The 21770-nt window shown below is 35.6% G+C and carries 21 protein-coding genes and 5 tRNA genes; 1 reads left to right on the forward strand and 25 read right to left on the reverse strand.

Annotated features, from left to right (window positions below):
• The 24 genes from rpoB to NCE97_RS06735 all read right to left on the reverse strand — a co-directional run bounded on the left by rpoB (position 1) and on the right by NCE97_RS06735 (position 20209).
• Positions 1-3813, reverse strand: coding sequence for a DNA-directed RNA polymerase subunit beta (gene rpoB, locus NCE97_RS06620; protein WP_353778183.1), 3813 nt, complete (start codon positions 3811-3813; stop codon positions 1-3).
• A gap of 124 nt (positions 3814-3937) precedes the next feature.
• Positions 3938-4315 carry a 50S ribosomal protein L7/L12 gene (gene rplL, locus NCE97_RS06625; protein ID WP_353778184.1) on the reverse strand — a complete coding sequence of 126 codons (378 nt, stop codon included), beginning with the start codon at positions 4313-4315 and terminating at the stop codon, positions 3938-3940.
• A gap of 62 nt (positions 4316-4377) precedes the next feature.
• Positions 4378-4899, reverse strand: a complete 522-nt coding sequence (gene rplJ / locus NCE97_RS06630) for a 50S ribosomal protein L10 (protein WP_353778185.1) — start codon at positions 4897-4899, stop codon at positions 4378-4380.
• A 24-nt stretch (positions 4900-4923) separates the two neighbouring features.
• Positions 4924-5613 (reverse strand): 50S ribosomal protein L1, encoded by a 690-nt coding sequence (gene rplA, locus NCE97_RS06635; RefSeq protein ID WP_353778186.1) that lies wholly within the window; start codon positions 5611-5613, stop codon positions 4924-4926.
• 10 nt (positions 5614-5623) lie between these two features.
• The gene (rplK, locus tag NCE97_RS06640) at positions 5624-6064 is read right to left on the reverse strand and encodes a 50S ribosomal protein L11 (RefSeq protein ID WP_353778187.1); all 441 of its coding nucleotides are present in this window, start codon (positions 6062-6064) and stop codon (positions 5624-5626) included.
• A 71-nt stretch (positions 6065-6135) separates the two neighbouring features.
• The gene (nusG, locus tag NCE97_RS06645; RefSeq protein ID WP_353778188.1) at positions 6136-6693 is read right to left on the reverse strand and encodes a transcription termination/antitermination protein NusG; all 558 of its coding nucleotides are present in this window, start codon (positions 6691-6693) and stop codon (positions 6136-6138) included.
• A 17-nt stretch (positions 6694-6710) separates the two neighbouring features.
• On the reverse strand, positions 6711-6896 hold the full coding sequence (gene secE / locus NCE97_RS06650) for a preprotein translocase subunit SecE (protein WP_353778189.1): 186 nt from the start codon (positions 6894-6896) through the stop codon (positions 6711-6713).
• Positions 6897-6918: 22 nt separating this feature from the next.
• Positions 6919-6991: transfer RNA gene (locus tag NCE97_RS06655), tRNA-Trp, on the reverse strand.
• Between the two features lie 63 nt (positions 6992-7054).
• On the reverse strand, positions 7055-8242 hold the full coding sequence (gene tuf / locus NCE97_RS06660) for an elongation factor Tu (RefSeq protein WP_353778190.1): 1188 nt from the start codon (positions 8240-8242) through the stop codon (positions 7055-7057).
• A 55-nt stretch (positions 8243-8297) separates the two neighbouring features.
• Positions 8298-8369, reverse strand: a tRNA-Thr gene (locus NCE97_RS06665).
• Positions 8370-8424: 55 nt separating this feature from the next.
• Positions 8425-8497: transfer RNA gene (locus tag NCE97_RS06670), tRNA-Gly, on the reverse strand.
• Between the two features lie 89 nt (positions 8498-8586).
• Positions 8587-8669, reverse strand: a tRNA-Tyr gene (locus NCE97_RS06675).
• Between the two features lie 34 nt (positions 8670-8703).
• A tRNA-Thr gene (locus tag NCE97_RS06680) sits at positions 8704-8777 on the reverse strand.
• Between the two features lie 101 nt (positions 8778-8878).
• Positions 8879-9181, reverse strand: coding sequence for a ribosome hibernation-promoting factor, HPF/YfiA family (gene hpf, locus NCE97_RS06685; protein WP_353778191.1), 303 nt, complete (start codon positions 9179-9181; stop codon positions 8879-8881).
• 30 nt (positions 9182-9211) lie between these two features.
• Positions 9212-10099: a tyrosine-type recombinase/integrase gene (locus NCE97_RS06690; protein WP_353778192.1), complete on the reverse strand. Its 888-nt coding sequence runs from the start codon at positions 10097-10099 to the stop codon at positions 9212-9214.
• Between the two features lie 112 nt (positions 10100-10211).
• On the reverse strand, positions 10212-10406 hold the full coding sequence (rpsU, locus tag NCE97_RS06695) for a 30S ribosomal protein S21 (protein ID WP_353778193.1): 195 nt from the start codon (positions 10404-10406) through the stop codon (positions 10212-10214).
• Positions 10407-10486: 80 nt separating this feature from the next.
• A complete protein-coding gene (locus NCE97_RS06700; protein WP_353778194.1) occupies positions 10487-11914 on the reverse strand; it encodes a carboxypeptidase-like regulatory domain-containing protein in 1428 nt (475 codons plus the stop codon).
• Between the two features lie 2 nt (positions 11915-11916).
• Entirely contained in the window at positions 11917-13083 is a 1167-nt protein-coding gene (locus NCE97_RS06705; RefSeq protein WP_353778271.1) for an acyl-CoA dehydrogenase family protein, read from the reverse strand.
• A gap of 2 nt (positions 13084-13085) precedes the next feature.
• Positions 13086-13973 carry a ComEA family DNA-binding protein gene (locus NCE97_RS06710; RefSeq protein ID WP_353778195.1) on the reverse strand — a complete coding sequence of 296 codons (888 nt, stop codon included), beginning with the start codon at positions 13971-13973 and terminating at the stop codon, positions 13086-13088.
• 30 nt (positions 13974-14003) lie between these two features.
• A complete protein-coding gene (locus NCE97_RS06715; protein ID WP_353778196.1) occupies positions 14004-15617 on the reverse strand; it encodes an alanine/glycine:cation symporter family protein in 1614 nt (537 codons plus the stop codon).
• 89 nt (positions 15618-15706) lie between these two features.
• On the reverse strand, positions 15707-16732 hold the full coding sequence (locus tag NCE97_RS06720) for a potassium channel family protein (protein ID WP_353778197.1): 1026 nt from the start codon (positions 16730-16732) through the stop codon (positions 15707-15709).
• Complete coding sequence (locus NCE97_RS06725; RefSeq protein ID WP_353778198.1) at positions 16729-16956, reverse strand: PspC domain-containing protein; 228 nt, start codon at positions 16954-16956, stop codon at positions 16729-16731. Before NCE97_RS06725 ends, NCE97_RS06720 begins: the two co-directional genes overlap by 4 nt.
• A 31-nt stretch (positions 16957-16987) precedes the next feature.
• Positions 16988-18259: a DUF2851 family protein gene (locus NCE97_RS06730; protein ID WP_353778199.1), complete on the reverse strand. Its 1272-nt coding sequence runs from the start codon at positions 18257-18259 to the stop codon at positions 16988-16990.
• A 42-nt stretch (positions 18260-18301) separates the two neighbouring features.
• On the reverse strand, positions 18302-20209 hold the full coding sequence (locus NCE97_RS06735) for an ABC-F family ATP-binding cassette domain-containing protein (protein ID WP_353778200.1): 1908 nt from the start codon (positions 20207-20209) through the stop codon (positions 18302-18304).
• An 86-nt stretch (positions 20210-20295) separates the two neighbouring features.
• Between NCE97_RS06735 and NCE97_RS06740 the strand changes: the two genes are divergently transcribed.
• The gene (locus NCE97_RS06740; RefSeq protein WP_353778201.1) at positions 20296-20679 is read left to right on the forward strand and encodes a DUF983 domain-containing protein; all 384 of its coding nucleotides are present in this window, start codon (positions 20296-20298) and stop codon (positions 20677-20679) included.
• Here the strand turns inward: NCE97_RS06740 and NCE97_RS06745 are convergent.
• Positions 20669-21712 carry an NAD(P)/FAD-dependent oxidoreductase gene (locus NCE97_RS06745; protein WP_353778202.1) on the reverse strand — a complete coding sequence of 348 codons (1044 nt, stop codon included), beginning with the start codon at positions 21710-21712 and terminating at the stop codon, positions 20669-20671. The genes NCE97_RS06740 and NCE97_RS06745 overlap by 11 nt on opposite strands.
• Positions 21713-21770 lie beyond the last annotated feature (58 nt).

The raw sequence follows: 21770 nt of genomic DNA on the forward strand, positions 1-21770 counted from the left end.
TTACTCTTCTAATCTGATGTCTAATCCAAGACCTTTAAGTTCGTGCATCAATACATTGAATGATTCTGGTAATCCTGGTTCTGGCATTGGCTCACCTTTTACGATTGCTTCGTAAGTCTTGGCTCTACCAATAACATCATCAGATTTTACAGTAAGGATCTCACGTAAGGTACTTGATGCTCCATAAGCTTCAAGTGCCCAAACTTCCATCTCTCCAAAACGCTGACCACCAAATTGTGCTTTACCACCAAGAGGCTGTTGCGTAATTAATGAGTAAGGACCAATAGAACGTGCGTGCATCTTATCGTCAATCATATGACCTAGTTTAATCATATAAATAACACCTACTGTTGCAGCTTGATCAAAACGCTCACCTGTTCCTCCATCATATAAGTATGTATGACCAAATCTTGGTACTCCAGCTTCGTCAGTCAATTCATTAATTTGGTCTAGTGTTGCTCCATCAAAAATTGGTGTTGCATACTTCTGACCTAAATTCTGACCTGCCCAACCTAATACTGTTTCATAGATCTGACCAATGTTCATACGAGATGGTACACCAAGTGGATTCAATACAATATCTACTGGAGTTCCGTCTTCTAAGAATGGCATATCTTCTTGACGAACGATACGAGCAACAATACCTTTGTTACCGTGACGTCCTGCCATCTTATCACCTACTTTTAGTTTACGTTTTTTAGCAATGTAAACTTTAGCAAGCTTGATGATTCCTGAAGGTAATTCATCTCCTACAGAAATAGTAAACTTCTCGCGACGTAAAGATCCTTGAAGGTCGTTTTCCTTAATCTTGTAATTGTGGATTAAGTCTTTAACTAGTTCATTAGTCTTATCGTCAGTAGTCCATTTACCTGAAGTTAAATGCGTGTAATCATCAACAGCATTCAACATCTTTAATGTATATTTCTTTCCTTTTGGAATGATTTCTTCTCCAAGATCATTATAGATTCCTTGAGCTGTTTTACCATTTACAATTGTAAATAGTTTTTCAACTAAGATATCTTTAAGATCATCAAAGCGCTTATCGTAAAGATTTTCTAGTGCTTCGATATCTTCTTTATCTTGTGCTCTCTTACGCTTATCTTTAATTGCTCTTGCGAATAACTTCTTGTCAATAACAACACCATTCAATGACGGTGAAGCTTTTAATGAAGCATCTTTTACATCTCCTGCTTTATCACCGAAGATTGCACGTAAAAGCTTCTCTTCTGGAGTAGGATCGCTTTCACCTTTTGGTGTAATCTTACCAATTAAGATATCACCTGGCTTAATCTCTGCTCCAATACGAATCATACCATTTTCATCAAGGTCTTTTGTTGCCTCTTCTGAAACATTTGGTATGTCGTTAGTCAATTCTTCATTACCAAGTTTAGTATCTCTTACTTCTAGAGAGTACTCATCGATATGAATAGATGTAAAGATATCGTCTCTAACTACTTTTTCTGAAATAACGATCGCATCCTCAAAGTTGTACCCTTTCCAAGGCATGAAGGCTACCTTCATGTTTCGTCCAAGAGCTAGCTCTCCTTCTTGAGTTGCATAACCTTCACAAAGTACTTGCCCTTTTTCAACATTGTCGCCTTTCTTAACGATTGCTTTAAGGTTGATTGAAGTACCTTGGTTAGTCTTACGGAATTTCACTAACGAATATTCTTTGGTATCACTATCAAAGCTTACCATAGCTTCTTCGTCTGTACGCTTGTACTTAATTACAATCTTATCTGCATCTACATACTCTACTGTACCCGCTCCTTCAGCATTAATCAATACTCTAGAATCTGAAGCTACTTGACGCTCTAATCCAGTTCCAACAATTGGGGATTGTGGGCGTAATAATGGTACTGCCTGACGCATCATGTTAGATCCCATCAAAGCACGGTTTGCATCATCATGCTCTAAGAAAGGAATTAATGATGCTGAAATAGAAGCAATCTGGTTTGGTGCAACATCAGTGTAATGAATCTCAGTTGGAGATACTACTGGGAAGTCACCTTCTTCACGAGCAATTACTTTATCGTGAAGGATCTTACCTTTTTCATCTACTTCAATGTTTGCTTGCGCAATCATCTTCTCTTCCTCTTCTTCTGCACTTAAGTAAGTTGGTTCTCCTTTAATATCTACAACTCCATCAACTGATTTTCTGTACGGTGTTTCGATGAATCCCATTGAATTCACTTTTGCATATACAGATAGTGAGGAAATCAAACCAATGTTTGGTCCTTCTGGTGTTTCGATAGGACATAATCTTCCGTAGTGCGTATAGTGAACGTCACGAACCTCGAAACCTGCTCTTTCTCTTGAAAGTCCTCCAGGTCCTAAAGCTGATAAACGACGTTTGTGTGTAATCTCTGCTAATGGATTAGTTTGATCCATGAACTGAGATAATTGGTTTGTACCAAAGAATGAGTTAATTACCGATGATAATGTTTTAGCATTAATCAAATCGATTGGTGTAAAGACCTCATTATCACGAACGTTCATACGTTCTCTTATGGTACGTGCCATACGCGCTAAACCAACACCAAACTGAGATGATAATTGTTCACCAACAGTTCTAACACGACGGTTAGATAAGTGATCGATATCATCAATCTCTGCTTTAGAGTTGATAAGCTCAATTAAATATTTTATGATGGTAATGATATCTTCTTTGGTTAAGATTTTCTTATCCATATCGATATCAAGACCTAATTTCTTGTTCATTCTGTAACGACCAACTTCACCTAAGTTGTAACGTTGATCTGAGAAGAATAATTTATCTATAATACCACGTGCTGTTTCCTCATCTGGTGGTTCAGCATTACGAAGTTGTCTATAGATATGCTCTACAGCTTCTTTTTCAGAGTTTGTAGGGTCTTTTTGAAGCGTATTGTGAATAATCGCATAGTCTGCTGATTGACTTTCTTCTTTGTGTAAAAGAATTGTTTTAGCACCTGCTTCTAATATCTCTTCGATGTTTTCCTTGTCGATGATTGTATCACGATCAAGTACAATCTCGTTACGCTCGATAGAAACAACTTCACCTGTATCTTCATCTACGAAATCTTCGTGCCATGTATTCAATACACGTGCAGCTAATTTGCGACCAATAACTTTCTTTAATCCAGACTTAGATACTTTTACTTCTTCTGCTAAGTCGAATATTTCAAGAATGTCTTTATCGCGCTCAAAACCAATCGCTCTAAATAATGTAGTAACTGGTAATTTTTTCTTTCTATCAATATATGCGTACATCACGCTATTGATATCTGTTGCAAATTCTATCCAAGAACCTTTGAAAGGTATTACTCTTGCAGAATATAATTTGGTTCCATTGGCATGGAATGATTGACTAAAGAATACACCTGGAGATCTGTGTAACTGTGATACAACAACACGCTCTGCACCGTTGATTACGAATGTTCCACTTGGTGTCATGTAAGGAATAGTTCCTAAGTACACATCCTGTACAATGGTTTCGAAATCCTCATGTTCAGGGTCTGTACAATATAACTTCAACCTTGCTTTTAAAGGTACACTGTATGTTAATCCTCTTTCTATACACTCTTCAATCGTGTATCTAGGTGGATCAATAAAATAATCTAGAAACTCTAAAACGAACTGGTTACGTGTGTCCGTAATAGGGAAGTTTTCCATGAAGGTATTGTATAAACCTTCGTTTCCTCTTTCTTCTGATTTAGTCTCTAATTGGAAAAAATCCTGGAAGGATTTGATCTGAATATCCAAAAAGTCTGGGTAATCTGTTCTATTTACAATAGACGAGAAATTAATTCTTTCAGCTGTTTTTGCTAACATCGATGAACGAGATTTTTATTAAAAAAATAATGTAGTGTATACGATACTTTCATATACACAAAAGGGTTTAGGTCTTGGAGTCTAACTCCAGACCTAAACCATGTCTTGTAGGCTAAGGCTGAGCTTACTTAAGCTCAACTTCTGCTCCAGCTTCTTCTAAAGAAGATTTTAAGCCTTCAGCTTCGTCTTTAGAAACACCTTCTTTGATTGCTTTTGGAGCGCTATCTACTAACTCCTTAGCATCTTTAAGGCCAAGTCCAGTTAATTCTTTAACTAGTTTTACAACTGCTAATTTAGAACCACCAGCTGCTTTAAGGATTACGTCGAATTCAGTTTTTTCTTCACCTGCATCTCCACCTCCACCAGCTGCTGGACCAGCAACTGCTACTGCTGCTGCAGCAGGCTCAATACCGTATTCTTCTTTTAAGATATCAGCTAACTCATTTACTTCTTTTACTGTAAGGTTAACTAATTGTTCTGCGAAATCTTTTAAATCTGCCATTTTTCTATCGTTTTAAATCGTGTTTTGTAATTTATTATTTGTTTTAAGTGCGTACTTATTGATTATCCTTCTTTCTCGGATAATGTTTTTAAGATACCTGATAATTTTCCACCTCCAGACTGAAGTGCAGAGATAACATTCTTAGCAGGCGATTGAAGTAATCCAACAATCTCTCCGATAAGTTCTTCTCTAGACTTAATGTCTACTAAGGCATCTAATTGCTCATCTCCAATGTAAATAGACTCTTCGATGAAAGCACCTTTTAATAAAGGTTTTTCTGATTTCTTTCTGAAAGCCTTAATTACTTTTGCAGGAGCATTACCAGTTTCTGAATACATTACAGAAGTGTTACCTTTTAAAGTTGTAGGAAGTTCCCCGAAATCTTTATCAGAAGCTTCCATAGCTTTTTCTAGTAATGTATTTTTAACTACTGCTAATTTTACGTTGGCTTTAAAACAAGCGCGACGTAAATTTGAAGTGCTAATTGCGTCCAATCCAGAAATATCTGTTAAATAGATATTTGTATTATCTGCTAATTGAGCAGTTAACTCTTCAATTACTAGTGATTTTTCTTCTCTTGTCATAATATAAAAGTTTTAACTACTCTACTAATTAATTTTAGGGTCAATAGCGATACTTGGACTCATTGTACTTGACATAAAGATGCTCTTCATGTAAGTACCTTTAGCAGCAGTAGGCTTTAACTTCATAAGTGTAGAAAGTAATTCTTCTGCATTTCCAACTAGTTTTTCAGCACTAAATGATGCTTTTCCTATTGGTGCATGAACAATTCCTGTCTTATCAACTTTAAAGTCAATTTTACCAGCTTTTACTTCGCTAACAGCTTTAGCTACATCCATTGTAACTGTACCAGTCTTAGGGTTTGGCATTAAACCTCTTGGTCCTAATACTCTACCTAATGGTCCTAATTTACCCATTACACTTGGCATAGTGATGATAACATCAACATCTGTCCAACCGTCTTTTATCTTCTGTAGGTATTCATCTAAACCTACATAATCAGCACCAGCTTCTTTAGCCTCAGCTTCCTTATCTGGAGTCACTAATGCTAAAACCTTCATGTCTTTACCAGTACCATGAGGTAAAGAAACAACACCACGTACCATTTGATTTGCTTTACGAGGATCTACTCCTAAACGTACAGCTAAATCAACAGATGCATCAAACTTTGTGTATGTGATTTCTTTTAGTAAAGCTGAAGCTTCTTCTAAAGAGTAAAGCTTGTTTCTATCAACTTTAGCTCTTGCTTCTTTTTGCTTTTTTGTTAATCTTGCCATTTCAAAAAATTTAGTTTGGAGCTTCACCTCCTTTAACAGTGATACCCATAGACCTTGCTGTACCAGCTACCATTTTCATAGCAGATTCGATTGTAAATGCATTTAAATCTTGCATTTTGTCTTCAGCAATTGTCTTCACTTGATCCCAAGTTACTTTTGCAACTTTTCTACGGTTCGGTTCACCGGATCCTTTTTTTACTTTGGCCGCTTCTAATAATTGTACTGCAGCTGGAGGAGTTTTGATTACAAATTCAAAAGATTTGTCTTTGTAAACAGAAATCACTACTGGTAAAACTTTACCAGGTTTATCTTGGGTTCTAGCATTAAACTGCTTACAGAACTCCATGATATTGACTCCAGCAGCACCTAAAGCGGGTCCAACCGGTGGCGATGGATTCGCAGCACCTCCCCGAACTTGTAACTTAACTACTTTGTCTAGTTCTTTTGCCATTTTAAAAAATTTAGTTGGTAGTTGTTTTCAATTGGAAGCAAAAACCTCTACCCATCTATCTGTAACAATTATTAAATTTTCTCTACTTGCATGTAGCTTAATTCTAATGGTGTTTTTCTTCCGAAAATTTTCACCATTACTTCAAGCTTACGTTTTTCTTCGTTAATGTTTTCAATAGTTCCATCAAATCCATTGAATGGTCCATCGATAACTTTAACAGTCTCTCCTAATGTGTAAGGAATGTTAACATTAGCATCTGCTTCTACAGCCAATTCATCTACTTTACCTAACATTCTATTTACTTCAGCTTGTCTTAAAGGAACAGGATCTCCTCCTTTTGTTTCTCCTAAGAATCCGATCACATTAGTAATAGACTTTATAATATGTGGAATTTCTCCACTTAAGTTCGCTTGGATCATAATATAACCAGGGAAGTAAACACGCTCCTTGTTTATTTTTTTTCCGTTACGAATTTGAATTACTTTTTCAGTAGGAACTAATACTTGGTCAACATAATCTTGTAGACCTAATCTTGAAATTTCATTCTCGATATAGGTTTTGATTTTGTTTTCCTGACCACTTACAGCTCTAACAACATACCATTTTTTATTTCCGTTTCCTTCAGACATTAATCTCTTTGTTTTAATTAACCTATCCAGTTAAAATATGCCTTCACTACTTTACTAAAAACAGTATCAACACCCCAAATAGCTAGTGAAAAAATAATTGAGAATACAGCAACTAAAACCGTAAGTCTTTGTGCTTCTGCCCAAGTTGGCCAAGTCACATGATTCTTTAATTCGTCGAATGATTCTTTAATATATGTTAACATATCTAGCTATAAATTTAATTTGCACGGGTTGAGAGACTCGAACTCCCGACACCTGGTTTTGGAGACCAGTGCTCTACCAACTGAGCTAAACCCGTAAATACAAGTCAAGGTATTCCGTTTTGGAATACCTTAACTTAATATGTTGGTTAAACTATTGTTTAGTCTAAAATCTCAGTTACCTGACCAGCTCCAACTGTTCTACCACCTTCACGGATTGCGAAACGTAAACCTACGTTCATTGCAATTGGCTGAATTAATTCAACCTCGATAGTTAAGTTATCACCAGGCATTACCATCTCAACTCCTGAAGGTAAAGCAATGTTACCTGTTACGTCAGTTGTACGTACGTAGAACTGTGGACGATAGTTGTTATGGAAAGGTGTGTGACGACCACCTTCTTCTTTCTTAAGGATATAAACCTCAGCTTTGAATTTTTTGTGTGGCGTTACAGAACCAGGCTTAACGATTACCATACCTCTAGAGATATCAGATTTCTCAATACCTCTTAATAGGATACCTACGTTATCACCAGCTTCACCTCTATCTAATATTTTACGGAACATTTCAACTCCAGTAATAGTAGATGTTAATTTCTCAGCACCCATACCGATAATCTCTACAGGATCTCCAGTGTTAGCTACACCAGTTTCAATACGACCAGTTGCAACAGTACCACGACCTGTAATAGAGAATACATCTTCGATAGGCATTAAGAAGTCTTTATCAACATCACGCTTTGGTAACTCAATCCAAGTATCAACAGCTTCCATTAATTCCATAACTGTATCAACCCATTTTTGCTCACCATTTAAAGCTCCTAATGCAGAACCAGCGATAACAGGACCATTATCTCCATCGTACTCGTAGAACGATAATAAGTCTCTGATTTCCATTTCTACTAATTCTAATAATTCTTCGTCATCAACCATATCCACTTTGTTCATGAATACAACGATACGAGGAATACCTACCTGACGTCCTAAAAGGATGTGCTCACGAGTTTGTGGCATAGGTCCGTCTGTAGCAGCAACAACTAAAATAGCACCATCCATCTGAGCAGCACCAGTTACCATGTTCTTTACGTAATCCGCGTGACCTGGACAGTCAACGTGAGCATAGTGACGATTTGCTGTTTGATACTCAACATGAGATGTATTAATTGTAATACCTCTTTCTTTCTCTTCAGGAGCATTATCGATTTGATCGAAATCTCTCTTTTCAGATAAACCAGCATTTGCCAATACAGATGTAATAGCAGCAGTTAAAGTTGTCTTACCGTGATCTACGTGTCCAATAGTACCTATGTTAAGGTGCGGTTTCGAACGATCAAAAGTTTCCTTTGCCATTTTTAAATTATTTAATCTTATTTAATATTAGTGTTCAATTATATACTTAAAACAGAGCCAATGACGGGATTTGAACCCGTGACCTCTTCCTTACCAAGGAAACGCTCTACCCCTGAGCTACACCGGCTTATGGGTATGGGTTCAAATTTTATAGCATAACTATAAAAGTCAAAGACCTTTAGAGCGGGAGACCGGGTTCGAACCGGCGACATTCAGCTTGGAAGGCTGACGCTCTACCAACTGAGCTACTCCCGCATTTAATTTAAAACTCCAATTTTTCAAATTTTCAAATTCCAAAAAAGTGGATTTTGGTATTTAATGTTTGAAATTTTAAATTTTATTAGTGGGGAGAGCAGGATTCGAACCTGCGAAGTTAAAAAACAACAGATTTACAGTCTGTCCTCGTTGGCCGCTTGAGTATCTCCCCAACATTAATTTTTTCAAGTTTTATAAGAACTTAGAGCCGATAGAGGGACTCGAACCCACGACCTGCTGATTACAAATCAGCTGCTCTAGCCAGCTGAGCTATATCGGCTTTTTTGCTTACTTTTTTTCAATAAAAAAGTCCGCTATTTCTAACGGACTGCAAATGTAGAGATTTATTTTTGTATTCAAAACATTTTTTGAAAAATTTTCTCAAAGATGAGCTCTAAGTTTTTGTTTGCGTTTTTTTAGCTGTCTTTCTAATGATGAAGCAGCCATATCTGCTCCTTCTTCGAAGGTCTTACATTGTTTTTTTACTATAAAACTGTCTCCTGGAACACTAACTCTTGCTTCTACAATTTTGTTCTCTTTGTCACTAGTATTCACCACTTTTAAATACACATCAGATTTTATTACTTTGTCATAAAATAATTCTAACTTATCCATTCGTTTTTGGATAAAGTCTATCAACTTTCTATCTGCCGTGAAGTTGACCGATTGTGTGTTTACTTTCATACTTCTTTTTTTTCTGGTTAGACATTAGGTTTAATTACTTCTTGGGTGTGCATTTTCATACACTTTTTTCAACTCAGCTATACTGTTGTGAGTATATATCTGAGTTGCAGCCAAGCTCGAGTGCCCAAGAAGCTCTTTGACTGCATTAAGGTTAGCACCTTCGTTCAATAAATGGGTCGCAAAAGAATGTCTGAGTATGTGCGGACTTCTTTTTAGCTTGGAAGATGCTATACTAAAATACGAATTTATAACTCGGTAAACAAGTGTTTCGTATACTTTAAATCCTTTTTCTGTTAGAAATAAATAGTCTTTATCTTCTATATTTTCTAATGTATTTCTAACTTCTAAATAGCTATTAATTGTACTTATAACAGATTCTACCAACGGTATATAGCGTTCTTTGTTTCGCTTCCCTAAAACTTTTAAGGTTTTTCCGTGAATATCAATATCGGTTATTTTTATTTCGATCAACTCTATTCGTCTTATTCCGGTAGCATAAAATAGTTCTACAATGAGTTTATTTCGAACGCTTACAAAATCATCGCCCTCTGCCAATTGGTCTAAAACATCTTGAACTTCTTTTTCTGAAAATGGAACTTGAAGTTTTTTACTAGTTTTTAACGCCTTATGACCAACTAAAGGATTAGCTGAAATTGTTTTCGTCTTCAGTAAAAATTTATAGTATGTATTTAGTGAGGATACTTTTCTGTTTATTGTTCTATTGGTAAGACCATTGTCCACTAATTGAACAATCCAACTCCTTATTTGCGAATAATTGACCTTCTCTATATTCTTTTGATCAAAGTTTTCTGAATTAAATTCTCTGAACCCATTTAAATCTGTTAAGTAAGCCTGAACAGTTAAGGTTGAATATTTTTTTTCGAGAAGTAAATAATCCGAAAACGATTTAAAAGGCATACTTAGGAATTGGTGAATATTAAAGATACTAAATTTATCCTTATTCCAACCACAAAGTATAAAAAAAATCCTACAAATGTAGGATTTTGATTTTTCTATTGAATACCAAAGATTAAACTTCTTCTTGATCTCTTAATCTCTGAATATATTGTGCTTTTTGTACTTCAGCTCTACGCTTAACAGAAGGCTTAGTAAACTGCTTACGAGTTTGTAATGCACGCTTAGTACCAGTCTTGTCAAACTTTCTTTTGAAACGCTTTAGCGCTCTGTCTATATTCTCTCCTTCTTTTATTGGGATTATTAACATAGTCTCTTAACCTCCTCTCTTTTAAAATCGGGTGCAAATATAAAAAGGATTTTAGATTTTAAAAACAAAAAAATAAATATTTAGTCCTTAAACAAACTTGCTCGCTTGGATAAATCTTGAATTAGTTGCTCTTCCTCTTCACTTTCTAGAAGAATATTGTAGTTTCTCCAGAAGACTTTATCGTAAGGTTTTGGTGAGAAGATATCTGGATCCCAGTTTGAAGTATTTAATTGTTCCTTTACAGATTCTCTATCTAATATAATCTCAGTAAACAGGATTTCCTGAATGGTATAATAGTAGCGCTCTTCTTTATTATATCGCTCTTCTTCTTCTTTGCTAATCTTAGTATCCGACTTCAGTCCTACATTAACCAATTTTGGGGTTTCGTAATAGATGTAGTTGGGATACATCTTATCTTCATACTCAATGTAAGTAACTATTAGCTTATGGTTTACTTGTGTACCAAAAAGGCGCTTACTCCTACTCTTCTGTGCTGCTGAAGCTGCAATTAATTCATATTCGATTTTCTTAATTGCGTAGTTGTCATAATATATATAGAGCCAACCTTTGGCTTTGTAGCCTTCATTAAAAATTCCCTTCGTACCTAAGCCCACAAAATCTTCTCCTTCTAGAATCTGAATCTTATACAACTTACGTTCATTGTCTACAAGGATAGTATCTAGTTTAAACTGATGGTTGTCCAGAATGTTTTTCCCAAACAAACCTCTTATAGAGTCATTAGAATTGCGAATGAGATTAAGCTTACCTTGAAGCAGGTTAGACAAGCCATTTATTCGAGTATCATTCCACTTAATAGCATTTGTAATCTGAGACTTTTCTACTCTGCTAAAATCTATATTTCGAGATTTTATTTTATTACGTCTATTCCTGTTAACGTATGCTGTATAGGAAAATATACTATCTACATCTCGCAAATCGTAACTCTTTCTTACCTGGTCTACGTTTATCTTCAAATGATCAGAACTGTTTGAAGCATATCCCGAGTCATAGACAGTAATAGCACTTTCTATGAGCCACTTAAATTCAATCTTATTTCGTTCTTTGTGTCTTAAGAATCCTTTTTGGATATAAGCTGAGTCTGGCAAGGTTTCAGTTAGTTTGTCGAGCGCTTTTAAGACGATATCGTTTCCTTCAGTTGGTCTTGGTTCAGCTAATAGAAGTACTTCATCTAAAGCGGCGATTTCTTCTTCCAAGTAAACTTCGGAAGATTGATCAAATTCATTTATCGGAACCTTAAACGTGGTATATCCTATTGAAGAAATAACTAGGGTGTCATTTACAAATTGTTCAGGAACTTGTAATAAGAAATTACCATCGGCATTGGTTACAGTTCCTGTTGTGGTATTCTTTATGTAAACGCTGGCGCTTTCAATTGGCATTAGCGTGCCAAAGTCTAAAACCTTGTTCTTAATTGTAGTTTGAGAAAACATCAAACTTACTGAACACAGGGATAAGGTTAATAGTATTAGACTGAGGCGTTTATTCATAATCACGTTGCTGGTTTGTAATTTTTCTTATCTATGACCGTTTTAGCAAGAATTTCCTTAAGGATTTCTGAAGTTCCACCTCCAATCGGTCCAAGGCGACTATCTCTAAATAGTCTTGCCAAAGGATATTCTTCCATGTACCCGTAACCTCCTAAGAACTGTAAGCAATTATAAGCAACCTCATCTGCCATCTTAGTAGACTTAAGTTTAGAAATTGTTGCTTCTTCAACAACATATTCTCCTTTATCCAAGGCATCAGCTACCATATAATTATAATTCTTACATATTTGCATATCTGCATACAGATCCACAAATCTATGTCTTAAAGCCTGATAGGTATCCAATTTGTTTCCAAAAGTAGTACGTTCAGACATATATTGCTGCGTATATTCTAGAGCATATTCGGCTCTAGCATGTGCATTGATTCCCATCACCAAGCGTTCTAACGCAAAATGCTGCATAATGTATGGAAAACCTTTTCCTTCTTCTCCCATCAAATTGCTAGCTGGTACTTTCACATTATCGAAAGCGATTTCAGCTGTATCTGAAGCTCTCCAACCTAGTTTGTCTAACTTAGTAGCAGAGACTCCTGGAGCATTACTATCGATGACAAACATGCTAATCCCTTTGTTTCCTAGTTCAGGATTAGTTTTTGCTGCCACGACCATATAATCGCTATACACACCATTGGTGATGAATGTTTTGGACCCATTAATAATATAATGATCTCCATCTTTTACGGCAGTGGTTCTCATACCAGCCACATCACTTCCGCCAAATGGTTCTGTAACACAAAGGCACCCTATCATCTCACCTGAGATGCTTGGTGCTAAATAGCGTTCTTTGATATCGTGATTGCCTTCTTTATTAAGATGCGTCATTGCTAAATAGGCATGAGCCCACATGGCTGCAGCAAATCCACCAGAATTTATTTTTTGAAGTTCTTCGAGTAGGATAACTGTATAAAATAAATCTAAATCTAATCCGCCATAAGCTTCTGGATAGGCCAAACCAAAATAACCCATCTCGCCAAACTTATTCCAGATAAAACGTTCTATAGTACCCGTTTCTTCCCACTTTTCAATATGTGGAACGACTTCTTTTTGTAAAAATTCTTGTAAGCTTTCTCTAAATAGTTGATGCTCTTCAGTGAAGTACATGCTGTTCATCATTAATCAATTTGTTGGAGCTTCAAATATAGCTTAATTATCTCAAATTTGTCTACTGGGAACTCCTTAACTTTTGTTAATTCATCTAACGATTTATACCCCTCTCTTAGTGTTCTTTGCTCTATAATATTATGTGCTATTTCATAATCTATATGTGGAATCTTTACTAATTCTTCTGAAGTGGCAACATTAAGATCAACCTTTACTATCTTCTTTGGTGTTTTGAGCGCGAAATCTTTTTTGATGTTATTTATCACTTCTCCTGAAAGCCCATAGACTTCATTCAACTGTTCTTCTGAGCTAAATCCTCCTAATCGTTTTCTATACTTTACAATTCGTTGTGATAATTTATCGCCAAGGCCATTTACTGTTTTAAGTTCTTCCGCAGTGGCTGTATTTAAGTCCTTCTTTTGCTCAAAAGTTTTTGATTTATCATTAGAATATGATCTATACTGCTTCTTTGGTTTTGGGTTTGTAACCCAATCTGGAAATTTGAATAATGGCGAAATCTTGGCTAATAGAGAATCGGATACTTTTGTGACTTGCTGAAATTGCCTTGTTGAGTTTATCCATTGATCTTTCTTTCTAAACTCAAGTAACCTATCAATCTCTTCGTTAGTCATACCAAGCGTATACCCTTTATAGTCTGTTATAAAGTTAGGGTTGAAAGGATAAATTTCAGGTGCTTTATCTTGAAGTGCCAGCGTCTTTAGGGAATCTATTTCGGATCTGAACGCCTTCAGCTTTTCATTATCCTTTTCAAAATCTTCTGCTGTGTTACTTACAACATAAATTGTCAATTGAAGAACGACAATAGTAGCAAGCAATAAAAAAATCCCACTTCGTTGTTTGTTACTAAACCTGAAATGGGATCGTATGTGATATTTCAATTAAATACTATTTCTACTTAAAAAGGTATTTTATGATTTATTTGATTTAATAGCTTCCATATATCTGTTGAGTTGTTTCTTAACCACAGGGAATAAGAAATACAGACCAATCATGTTAGGGAATATCATCGCAAATATCATTGCGTCTGAGAATGCCCAAATAGATTTCATACTTGCTGCTGCACCTATCACTACAAATACACAGAATATTACTTTGTAAGTAAGGTCAGCTCTTTTTCCTCTACCGAACAAGAACTTCCAAGATTGTAATCCATAATACGACCAAGATATCATTGTTGATACTGCAAATAATACCACGGCTATCGTAAGGAATACATTAGAGTAAGGGATATATTCGGCAAAAGCTTTTGATGTAATACCTGCACCTTCGTAACGAAGTCCATCTATAAGTACACCTCCTGTACCATCTCCTCCATATTCGAATACACCACCAAAGTTAAAGATGATAATTACTAGTGCTGTCATTGTACATATTACTACTGTATCAATGAATGGCTCTAATAATGCTACTAAACCTTCAGAAGCAGAATACTTAGTCTTTACTGCAGAGTGTGCAATAGACGCAGAACCCGCACCTGCTTCGTTAGAGAATGCTGCTCTTTGGAATCCTACTAACAAGACTCCAATAACACTACCAACACCTATAGCTTTTGGATTGAATGCCTGATCTATAATAACACCTATTGCATCATCTATTAAACCAAAGTTGCTAAAGATGATATACAGACAAGCTATGATATACATCACAGCCATAAAAGGCACAACTTTCTCTGTTACTGAAGCAATACGCTTAATCCCTCCAATAATAATGATACCAACCACAAGTGCTAACACGACTCCTATAATGGCTCCTGCAGCAGTACTTTCCCAACCTAAAAGTTCTTTAATTACGATAGTTGCTTGGTTTGATTGTGCCGCGTTTCCACCTCCAAAAGATCCTCCAATACAGAAGAATGCAAATACTACTGCTGCAATCTTACCAAGAGTTTGGAAGCCTTTCTCTTTTAAACCTTTACTGATATAGTACATAGGTCCTCCATAGACTGTTCCATCTTCACCTACATCTCTATACTGAACACCTAAGGTACATTCTACGAATTTTGTTGACATTCCTAATAGTCCACAAATAATCATCCAAAACGTTGCTCCAGGTCCTCCTAATGCTATTGCCAATGCTACACCTGCAATATTACCGTTACCAACGGTTCCTGATACTGCTGTTGCCAAGGCTTGAAAGTGACTTACTTCTCCATCTTTGCTCTCATCTCTGATCGTTTCTATTGAGTCTCCTCCTGGTGTAGAATCACCATAGGCTGGTTCTACAACTGCGTGGTCTACATCATCATACTTCCCTCTTACCACATTGATTGCTGTCCAAAAATGTCTAATGTTTGGGAAACCAAAGTATATGGTAAAGAACAATGCACTACCTACTAAAAGGACTAGTACAAATGGTATATTAGGATCTTTCCAAACGTTAAAGAAAATGACGTTATTGAAAAAATCTGAAACTGGTTGAAATGCTTGGTCTATCTTTTGGTCAAGTCCAACATCTTCAGTTTCCTGCGCAAAATTCAAAAGGGGTAGTAATAGGGCAAAGATTGAAAGAAAAGCTTTCTTCATTGTAAAAGTATTAGTTAGTTTTTGTTTACAAGTTGACAAGATGCTAAAAAATATCGAGTTTTTAAAACCTAGCGCGTTAAAAAGGCGCTTTAGGTTTCAATATTATACACGGAATTTAACTTTTGTATTTGCTCTGGTCGCCCTAGAACAATGATTTTAGAATTTGGTATCAGTTCCACATTAGCTTCAGGATTAACCATATAATCTCCTTCTTCGGATTTGAAGCCAATAACTGTGCATCCCGTCTTTCTACGAAGATCCAATTCACTAATTGTCTTTACTTCTTTTGGGTCATAGAGCTGCTCAACAGCTACTTCTTCAATATTAATATTTCCTTCTCCTACAATAGATAGATTATCGATAAACTCTATTAAATCTGGCACCACAACCAATGACGCCATATGATCGCCTCCTATTTTATCTGGTAGTATTACATTGTTAGCTCCTGCTAATTTCAATTTGTCATATGATGTTTCTTGTGATGCTCTACTAATGATACACATCTCCTTATTGATCTGTCGAGCTGAAAGTACAACGAAAAGATTGTCGGCATCGTTTGGTAATGCAGAAATCAAAGTGTTGGCTCTTTCGACACCAGCAATCAAGAGTGTTTCATCTTCATTGGCATTTCCTGTTATCATCGGTACGGACTCGCTTCGAAATTTATCTACAATTTCTTTATCCTTTTCAATAACGACAAAAGGTTTCTTGTGAGCCAAAAGTTTCTTCACTGCTTGTTTACCATTTCTACCATAACCACATATAATAATGTGATTGGACATAGCATCGATCTTCTTTTGCATCTTCTTTTGTTTTAGTTCTTCAATATTATTTTTACTCAATATATACTCAGTGATTACCTTGATAGCATATCCTAAGATGATAACACTAGTTAAAATCAAAAAAATAGTGAATATCTTAGAGAATTCGTCTAATGGCTGAACTTCTCCAAATCCTACGGTAGTAATGGTAATGACCGTCATGTATATCGCATCGATCCATGTATAGCCTGATATAAATCTAAACCCTAAAACACCTATACATAGCAAGATAAGTAGCAGCATTACTGCTGTGTACATCTTAGAGCGAAATAATCTAATGAGAGGGTTGGTCATAAATCAAAAACTGAAGTTCGTTTTGTATATACTAAGTCTTTTATTCGCATCCAAAAGGCTATAAAGAGATATAATGCAAAGCCAAATCCCAAGGTTACAAAGGTCAAATACATAAACGATGTCCTCACTACTTTAGCTCTAATTCCTATCCTATCTGCAATACGCTGGCATACATAATAACCGTGTTTCTGAAAATAGAGCAATAACCTGTAGAAGATGTTCATAGATGCAATTTAGGTATTTTTATGTAATGCCTCAACCTTTTAAAATGGAATTTCCTATAGCACATTCTAGACACTTGTGCTTATTGCAGTATTCTGTTTTTAATTGAATTAAAGCTTGTGATTCTAATGCTGATTCGTTCATCGTTTTTAACTTCTCAAATTGTTCTAAAATCGAATTCTTTTCAGGAGCTATTTCAGAGATTAGCTTCAAAATATCCTCCTCAGAATTTTTACCCAAAAAGCGATTGTAAGCAAATTTTATAGGTATTACAGTATTTACGAGTATTAAATCAATAAAGGATTTTGTTAAGGTCTTCTTCGAAGATTTAGATACTTTGCCAAAATTATAATGTGTATCCCAGTAGTTAGATGCCGTTACTTTAAATATCTCGTAAAACTCTTCTTTTTGTATAGTATCTATAATCTTAGAAAATACATTGAGGTGAATATGATACAATGAGGCTAGTTGTGATAGTCTTATTGTAGGGAAATTTGGCGGTCTTAACCTAAAAAATTGTACTGGCATAACGCCTGAATTATCTAACTGGAACTTTTGAACTAAAAACCTATATTCTTTTTTCAAACTAAGTAGGTAAGAATCTTCAATATCATTGTTCAATAAACCTGCTTGTCCATAGAATAAAGCTTCTAATTGCAATGCATTAGAACTGACTTTTCTTAGTATTGAAAAATCGAATGATTTAGCTAAGCTCAAAAATGGTTCGCCATTGATCTTTGAACCAAAGTTCTTAGCCAACATTAGAAACAATACAGCTTCCCAGTTGTTATTCGATCCCTTAAGTAAACCTTCGATTAATGTGGCTTTTCCTTGAAGTCGTTCTATATATAGATGTTCGAGCCAATTATGTAATACAAAATCATCTATTGTTGGAAAATCATTTTCACAATTGATCCACTTTAGCTTTTTTGAAAATAACTCGTGATAGTTACCTAATACTATTGGACTAACATAATCCTTTAACACTAGCGTCGGTATTTCTGAATTGTCTTTTCTGTACACTTCAGTATCGTGTTCCCAAACGACATGAAGGATTACATTATCGTAAGCAGAATCGTTTTCATGTTTGTGTAGATACCAATCGCTCGATTTAACATGCATCTCTACATTGCCAGCCCATAATTGATCATTGATTCGCAACTGTGCATTAAAAAAGTCTGGTCCAGAGTTTTGGTTATGTGCACCAACTGACTTTATTAGTAAAGATTCACCTTGAGTGGTTTGTAAATTGAATAGATTAAACTTTTTATGTTTCCATAAAAAATACAGAAAATTCTCACGCATTGAGCGAAGATAAAAAATCTATGGAATAAGAAAAATACCCTATTAAGATAAACTATCAATCTCCTCTTGAATGGCTTCCCAATCTAGCATAAGGTTTTCGAGTTCATCTTTTTTGGCTTGGTAGGTATCAAAAAAATCAGGGTCTGAAACTACTTCATCATAATTGGTAGCTAAATCCACATCCATGTTCTTTACTGCCTTTTCTAACTCATTAATCTTAGATTCAACTTTACTCAGCTTGTTATTAAGTGATTTTAGCTGTTTCTGTGCTTCGTAAGATTGCTTATTACTTTGCTTAGGAGCATCAGCTATTACAGTTCTCTTTTCGACTTCTCGCAGGTTTTCAACATTTCGTTGCTCCAAATAATAATCAATATCGCCTAGATATTCTTTAATCTTTTGATCTTTGAATTCGTAAACTTTGTTAGTTAAGCCTTGTAGAAAATCGCGATCGTGAGAGACCAGAATCAAAGTGCCTTCGAATTTCTTCAACGCCTCTTTGAGTACATTCTTGGATTTAATGTCTAAGTGATTGGTAGGCTCATCCATGATGAGTACATTAAATGGCTGGAGTAATAGTTTTGCCAAAGCTAGTCTGTTTCGTTCACCACCAGACAATACTCTAACGTATTTATCTACTTCATCACCTCTAAACAAAAAGGCGCCAAGGATATCTCTTACTTTGGTTCGATTAGTTTCATTAGCAGCATCAATCATCGTGTCTAAGACGGTTTTAGAACCATCTAGATATTCAGCCTGATTCTGCGCAAAATATCCCAGTTGTACATTATGCCCTAGATTGAGCGTTCCTTCGTGTTCAATCTCGCCAACAATAACCTTGGCTAAAGTAGATTTTCCTTGTCCATTTTGCCCAACAAAAGCTGTTTTTGAATCTCTCTCGATTAGCAAATCTACTTTTGATAGTACTTGAAGTGGTCCATAATTCTTTGAAACACCTTGCCCTTCTATAACTACTTTTCCTGGTGTGATGGATACAGGAAAGTTTAAAGTCATGACGCTATTGTCTTCTTGGTCTACTTCAATTCTATCAATTTTATCGAGCTTCTTTATTAAGGATTGTGCCATAGACGCTTTAGAGGCTTTGGCTCTAAATTTCTCAATAAGTTTCTCGGTATGCTGAATATGCTTCTCTTGATTCTTTTGGGCAGCAATTTGTTGTGCTTTAATTTCTTCTCTTAGAATCAAGTATTTTGAATAGGGCTTGTTATAATCATAGATTCTTCCCAAAGAAATTTCAATGGTACGATTAGTGACATTATCCAAAAACATTTTGTCGTGCGATACTATGACAACAGCTCCAGGATAATTCTTAAGGAATTGTTCTAACCATATTATCGATTCAATATCTAAATGGTTAGTCGGCTCATCGAGTAAAAGAATATCATTACTCTGTAGTAATAGCTTTGCCAGTTCTATACGCATACGCCAACCTCCAGAAAATGTATCTGTAAGCTTATTGAAATCCTCTCTTTTGAAACCCAATCCATGAAGTACCTTCTCTGTATCACCTTGATAATTGTAACCACCTATAATTTCATATTTATGCTGAACATCATTGAGGTCTATCATCAATTGGTTGTAAGACTCGCTATCGTAATCTGTACGCTCAGCCAATTGCTGGTTGATAGATTCCATTTTAGCTTCTAATGCCTTGATTTCTGTAAATGCTTCATACGATTCTTCTAAGACAGTTCTTCCGTAAACGAAATCAATGTCTTGCTTCAAAAATCCAATACTCAGCTCTTTATCCATAGCAATTTGCCCAGAATCATATTCTTGTTCCTTAGCTATAATCTTGAGCATTGTAGACTTCCCTGCGCCATTCTTTCCGATAAGTCCAACTCTATCTCCAAGACCTAGCTTGAACGTTATATCTTGAAATAAATATTCGCCTTGAAAAGCAATAGATAAATTGTGAATATTTAGCATTTATTCTAACAAATGAGACATTACAAAAGCTAGTATTTGAGTATCTTTGCAATGTGAATTGATCGCACAAAAATAATCGTTTTAAGATGATAAAAAAAGGCAATAAATTATACAGCATTCTCTACGGCACTTGCCCAAAATGTCATGAAGAATCTATGTACTCGACAAAAAACCCATATATAATTACTGATACTTTAAAAGTCAATGAGCATTGCTCTAATTGTAATACCAGGTACAGACTTGAGCCTTCATTCTTTTATGGCTCCATGTATGTAAGTTATGGTGTTGGTATTGGTTTTGCAGCCGTGGCTTTTGTGATCAGCTATTTGGTTTTAAATGCATCTCTTAAAACTTCCTTCTTTGCCATCATAGGTACTTTGGTGGTCTTTATGCCAATAATAATGAGACTGGCTAGAAACATCTGGATCAACTTGTTTATGTCTTACGATAAGTCTCTGGCTAAGAAGTAAACCGTTTTATATCTATCTCAGCCTCGAGAGAAGCATTGTGCTCTATGTAGTTGTACAATTGTGGAGCTATGTATGGTGCTATCATAACGCCTCTTGTTCCTAAACCATTTAGAACGTAAAGGTTTTTGTGTTCGTAATGCCTTCCTACCAATGGTCTTCGATCTTTTACTGTTGGGCGTATTCCTGCTTTTTGATCAACTACTTCAAAATCGCAAAGGATAAATGTCTTCAGCTTTTCTATCAATTCGCTTTTACCTTCTTCTGTTGGTAAGTTAGTTTTATCGTCCCAATTATACGTTGCACCAACTTTATACAAATCGTTTCCAATAGGAATTATAAAAACTCCTGATTTTAATGCTTTATCTAGTTTTAGATTTGAAGCTTTAATTGTTACAACTTCTCCTTTGGTACCATTGAGTGGCAAATCTTTAAAAAAAGGATTCTTTTTTAAACCAAAACCTTCAGCAAATACAATTCCACTAGCTTCGATATTATCATACTGGACTCCTTCAGCTTCAAACAATAAATTATCATGCTGAAAGCGAGAAGCGATTAACTTACCTTCATTCGATAAATAAGTCTTATACGATGTTATTAACGTATTGGTATCGATTCTTCCTGCTTGAAGCACTTCACCAAAGCCATATGGTGCATTAACTGATGCATTTGTATTGTTGACAATCTTCGTAGATAAGTAAGGATCAAGCTTAGGATTATCTGCGGCTTCAAACCAGAGGTTTTGTTCTTCAATGCTTGCGAAGCGTCTGTAAATTGCGAACTTGTGATCTAGTTTGGCTTGCAATTTAACTTCAAGTTGATGATAAAATGGTAGAGCAGTCTTTAGTTGTTCTTTAGCTTTCCAGACTTCTGAAAAACGTTTAAGGATTACAGGATTGTAAAGTCCAGCAGCCACAACAGAGGATTGTTGTGATTGATCATCAAAAACAACAAAAGATTTTTTATTGCTTATAAGTTCTTCACAAAAAGCAATGCTAGCCAAACCACAGCCTACAATAATGTAATCAACTTTCATATGGTGTAAAAGTAAAAAAAGCGCTCGTTAAAACGAGCGCTTTTATATTTTGAATGTA

The sequence above is a fragment of the Winogradskyella sp. 3972H.M.0a.05 genome, assembly GCF_040493455.1.
In the GTDB taxonomy this organism is placed as follows: domain Bacteria; phylum Bacteroidota; class Bacteroidia; order Flavobacteriales; family Flavobacteriaceae; genus Microcosmobacter.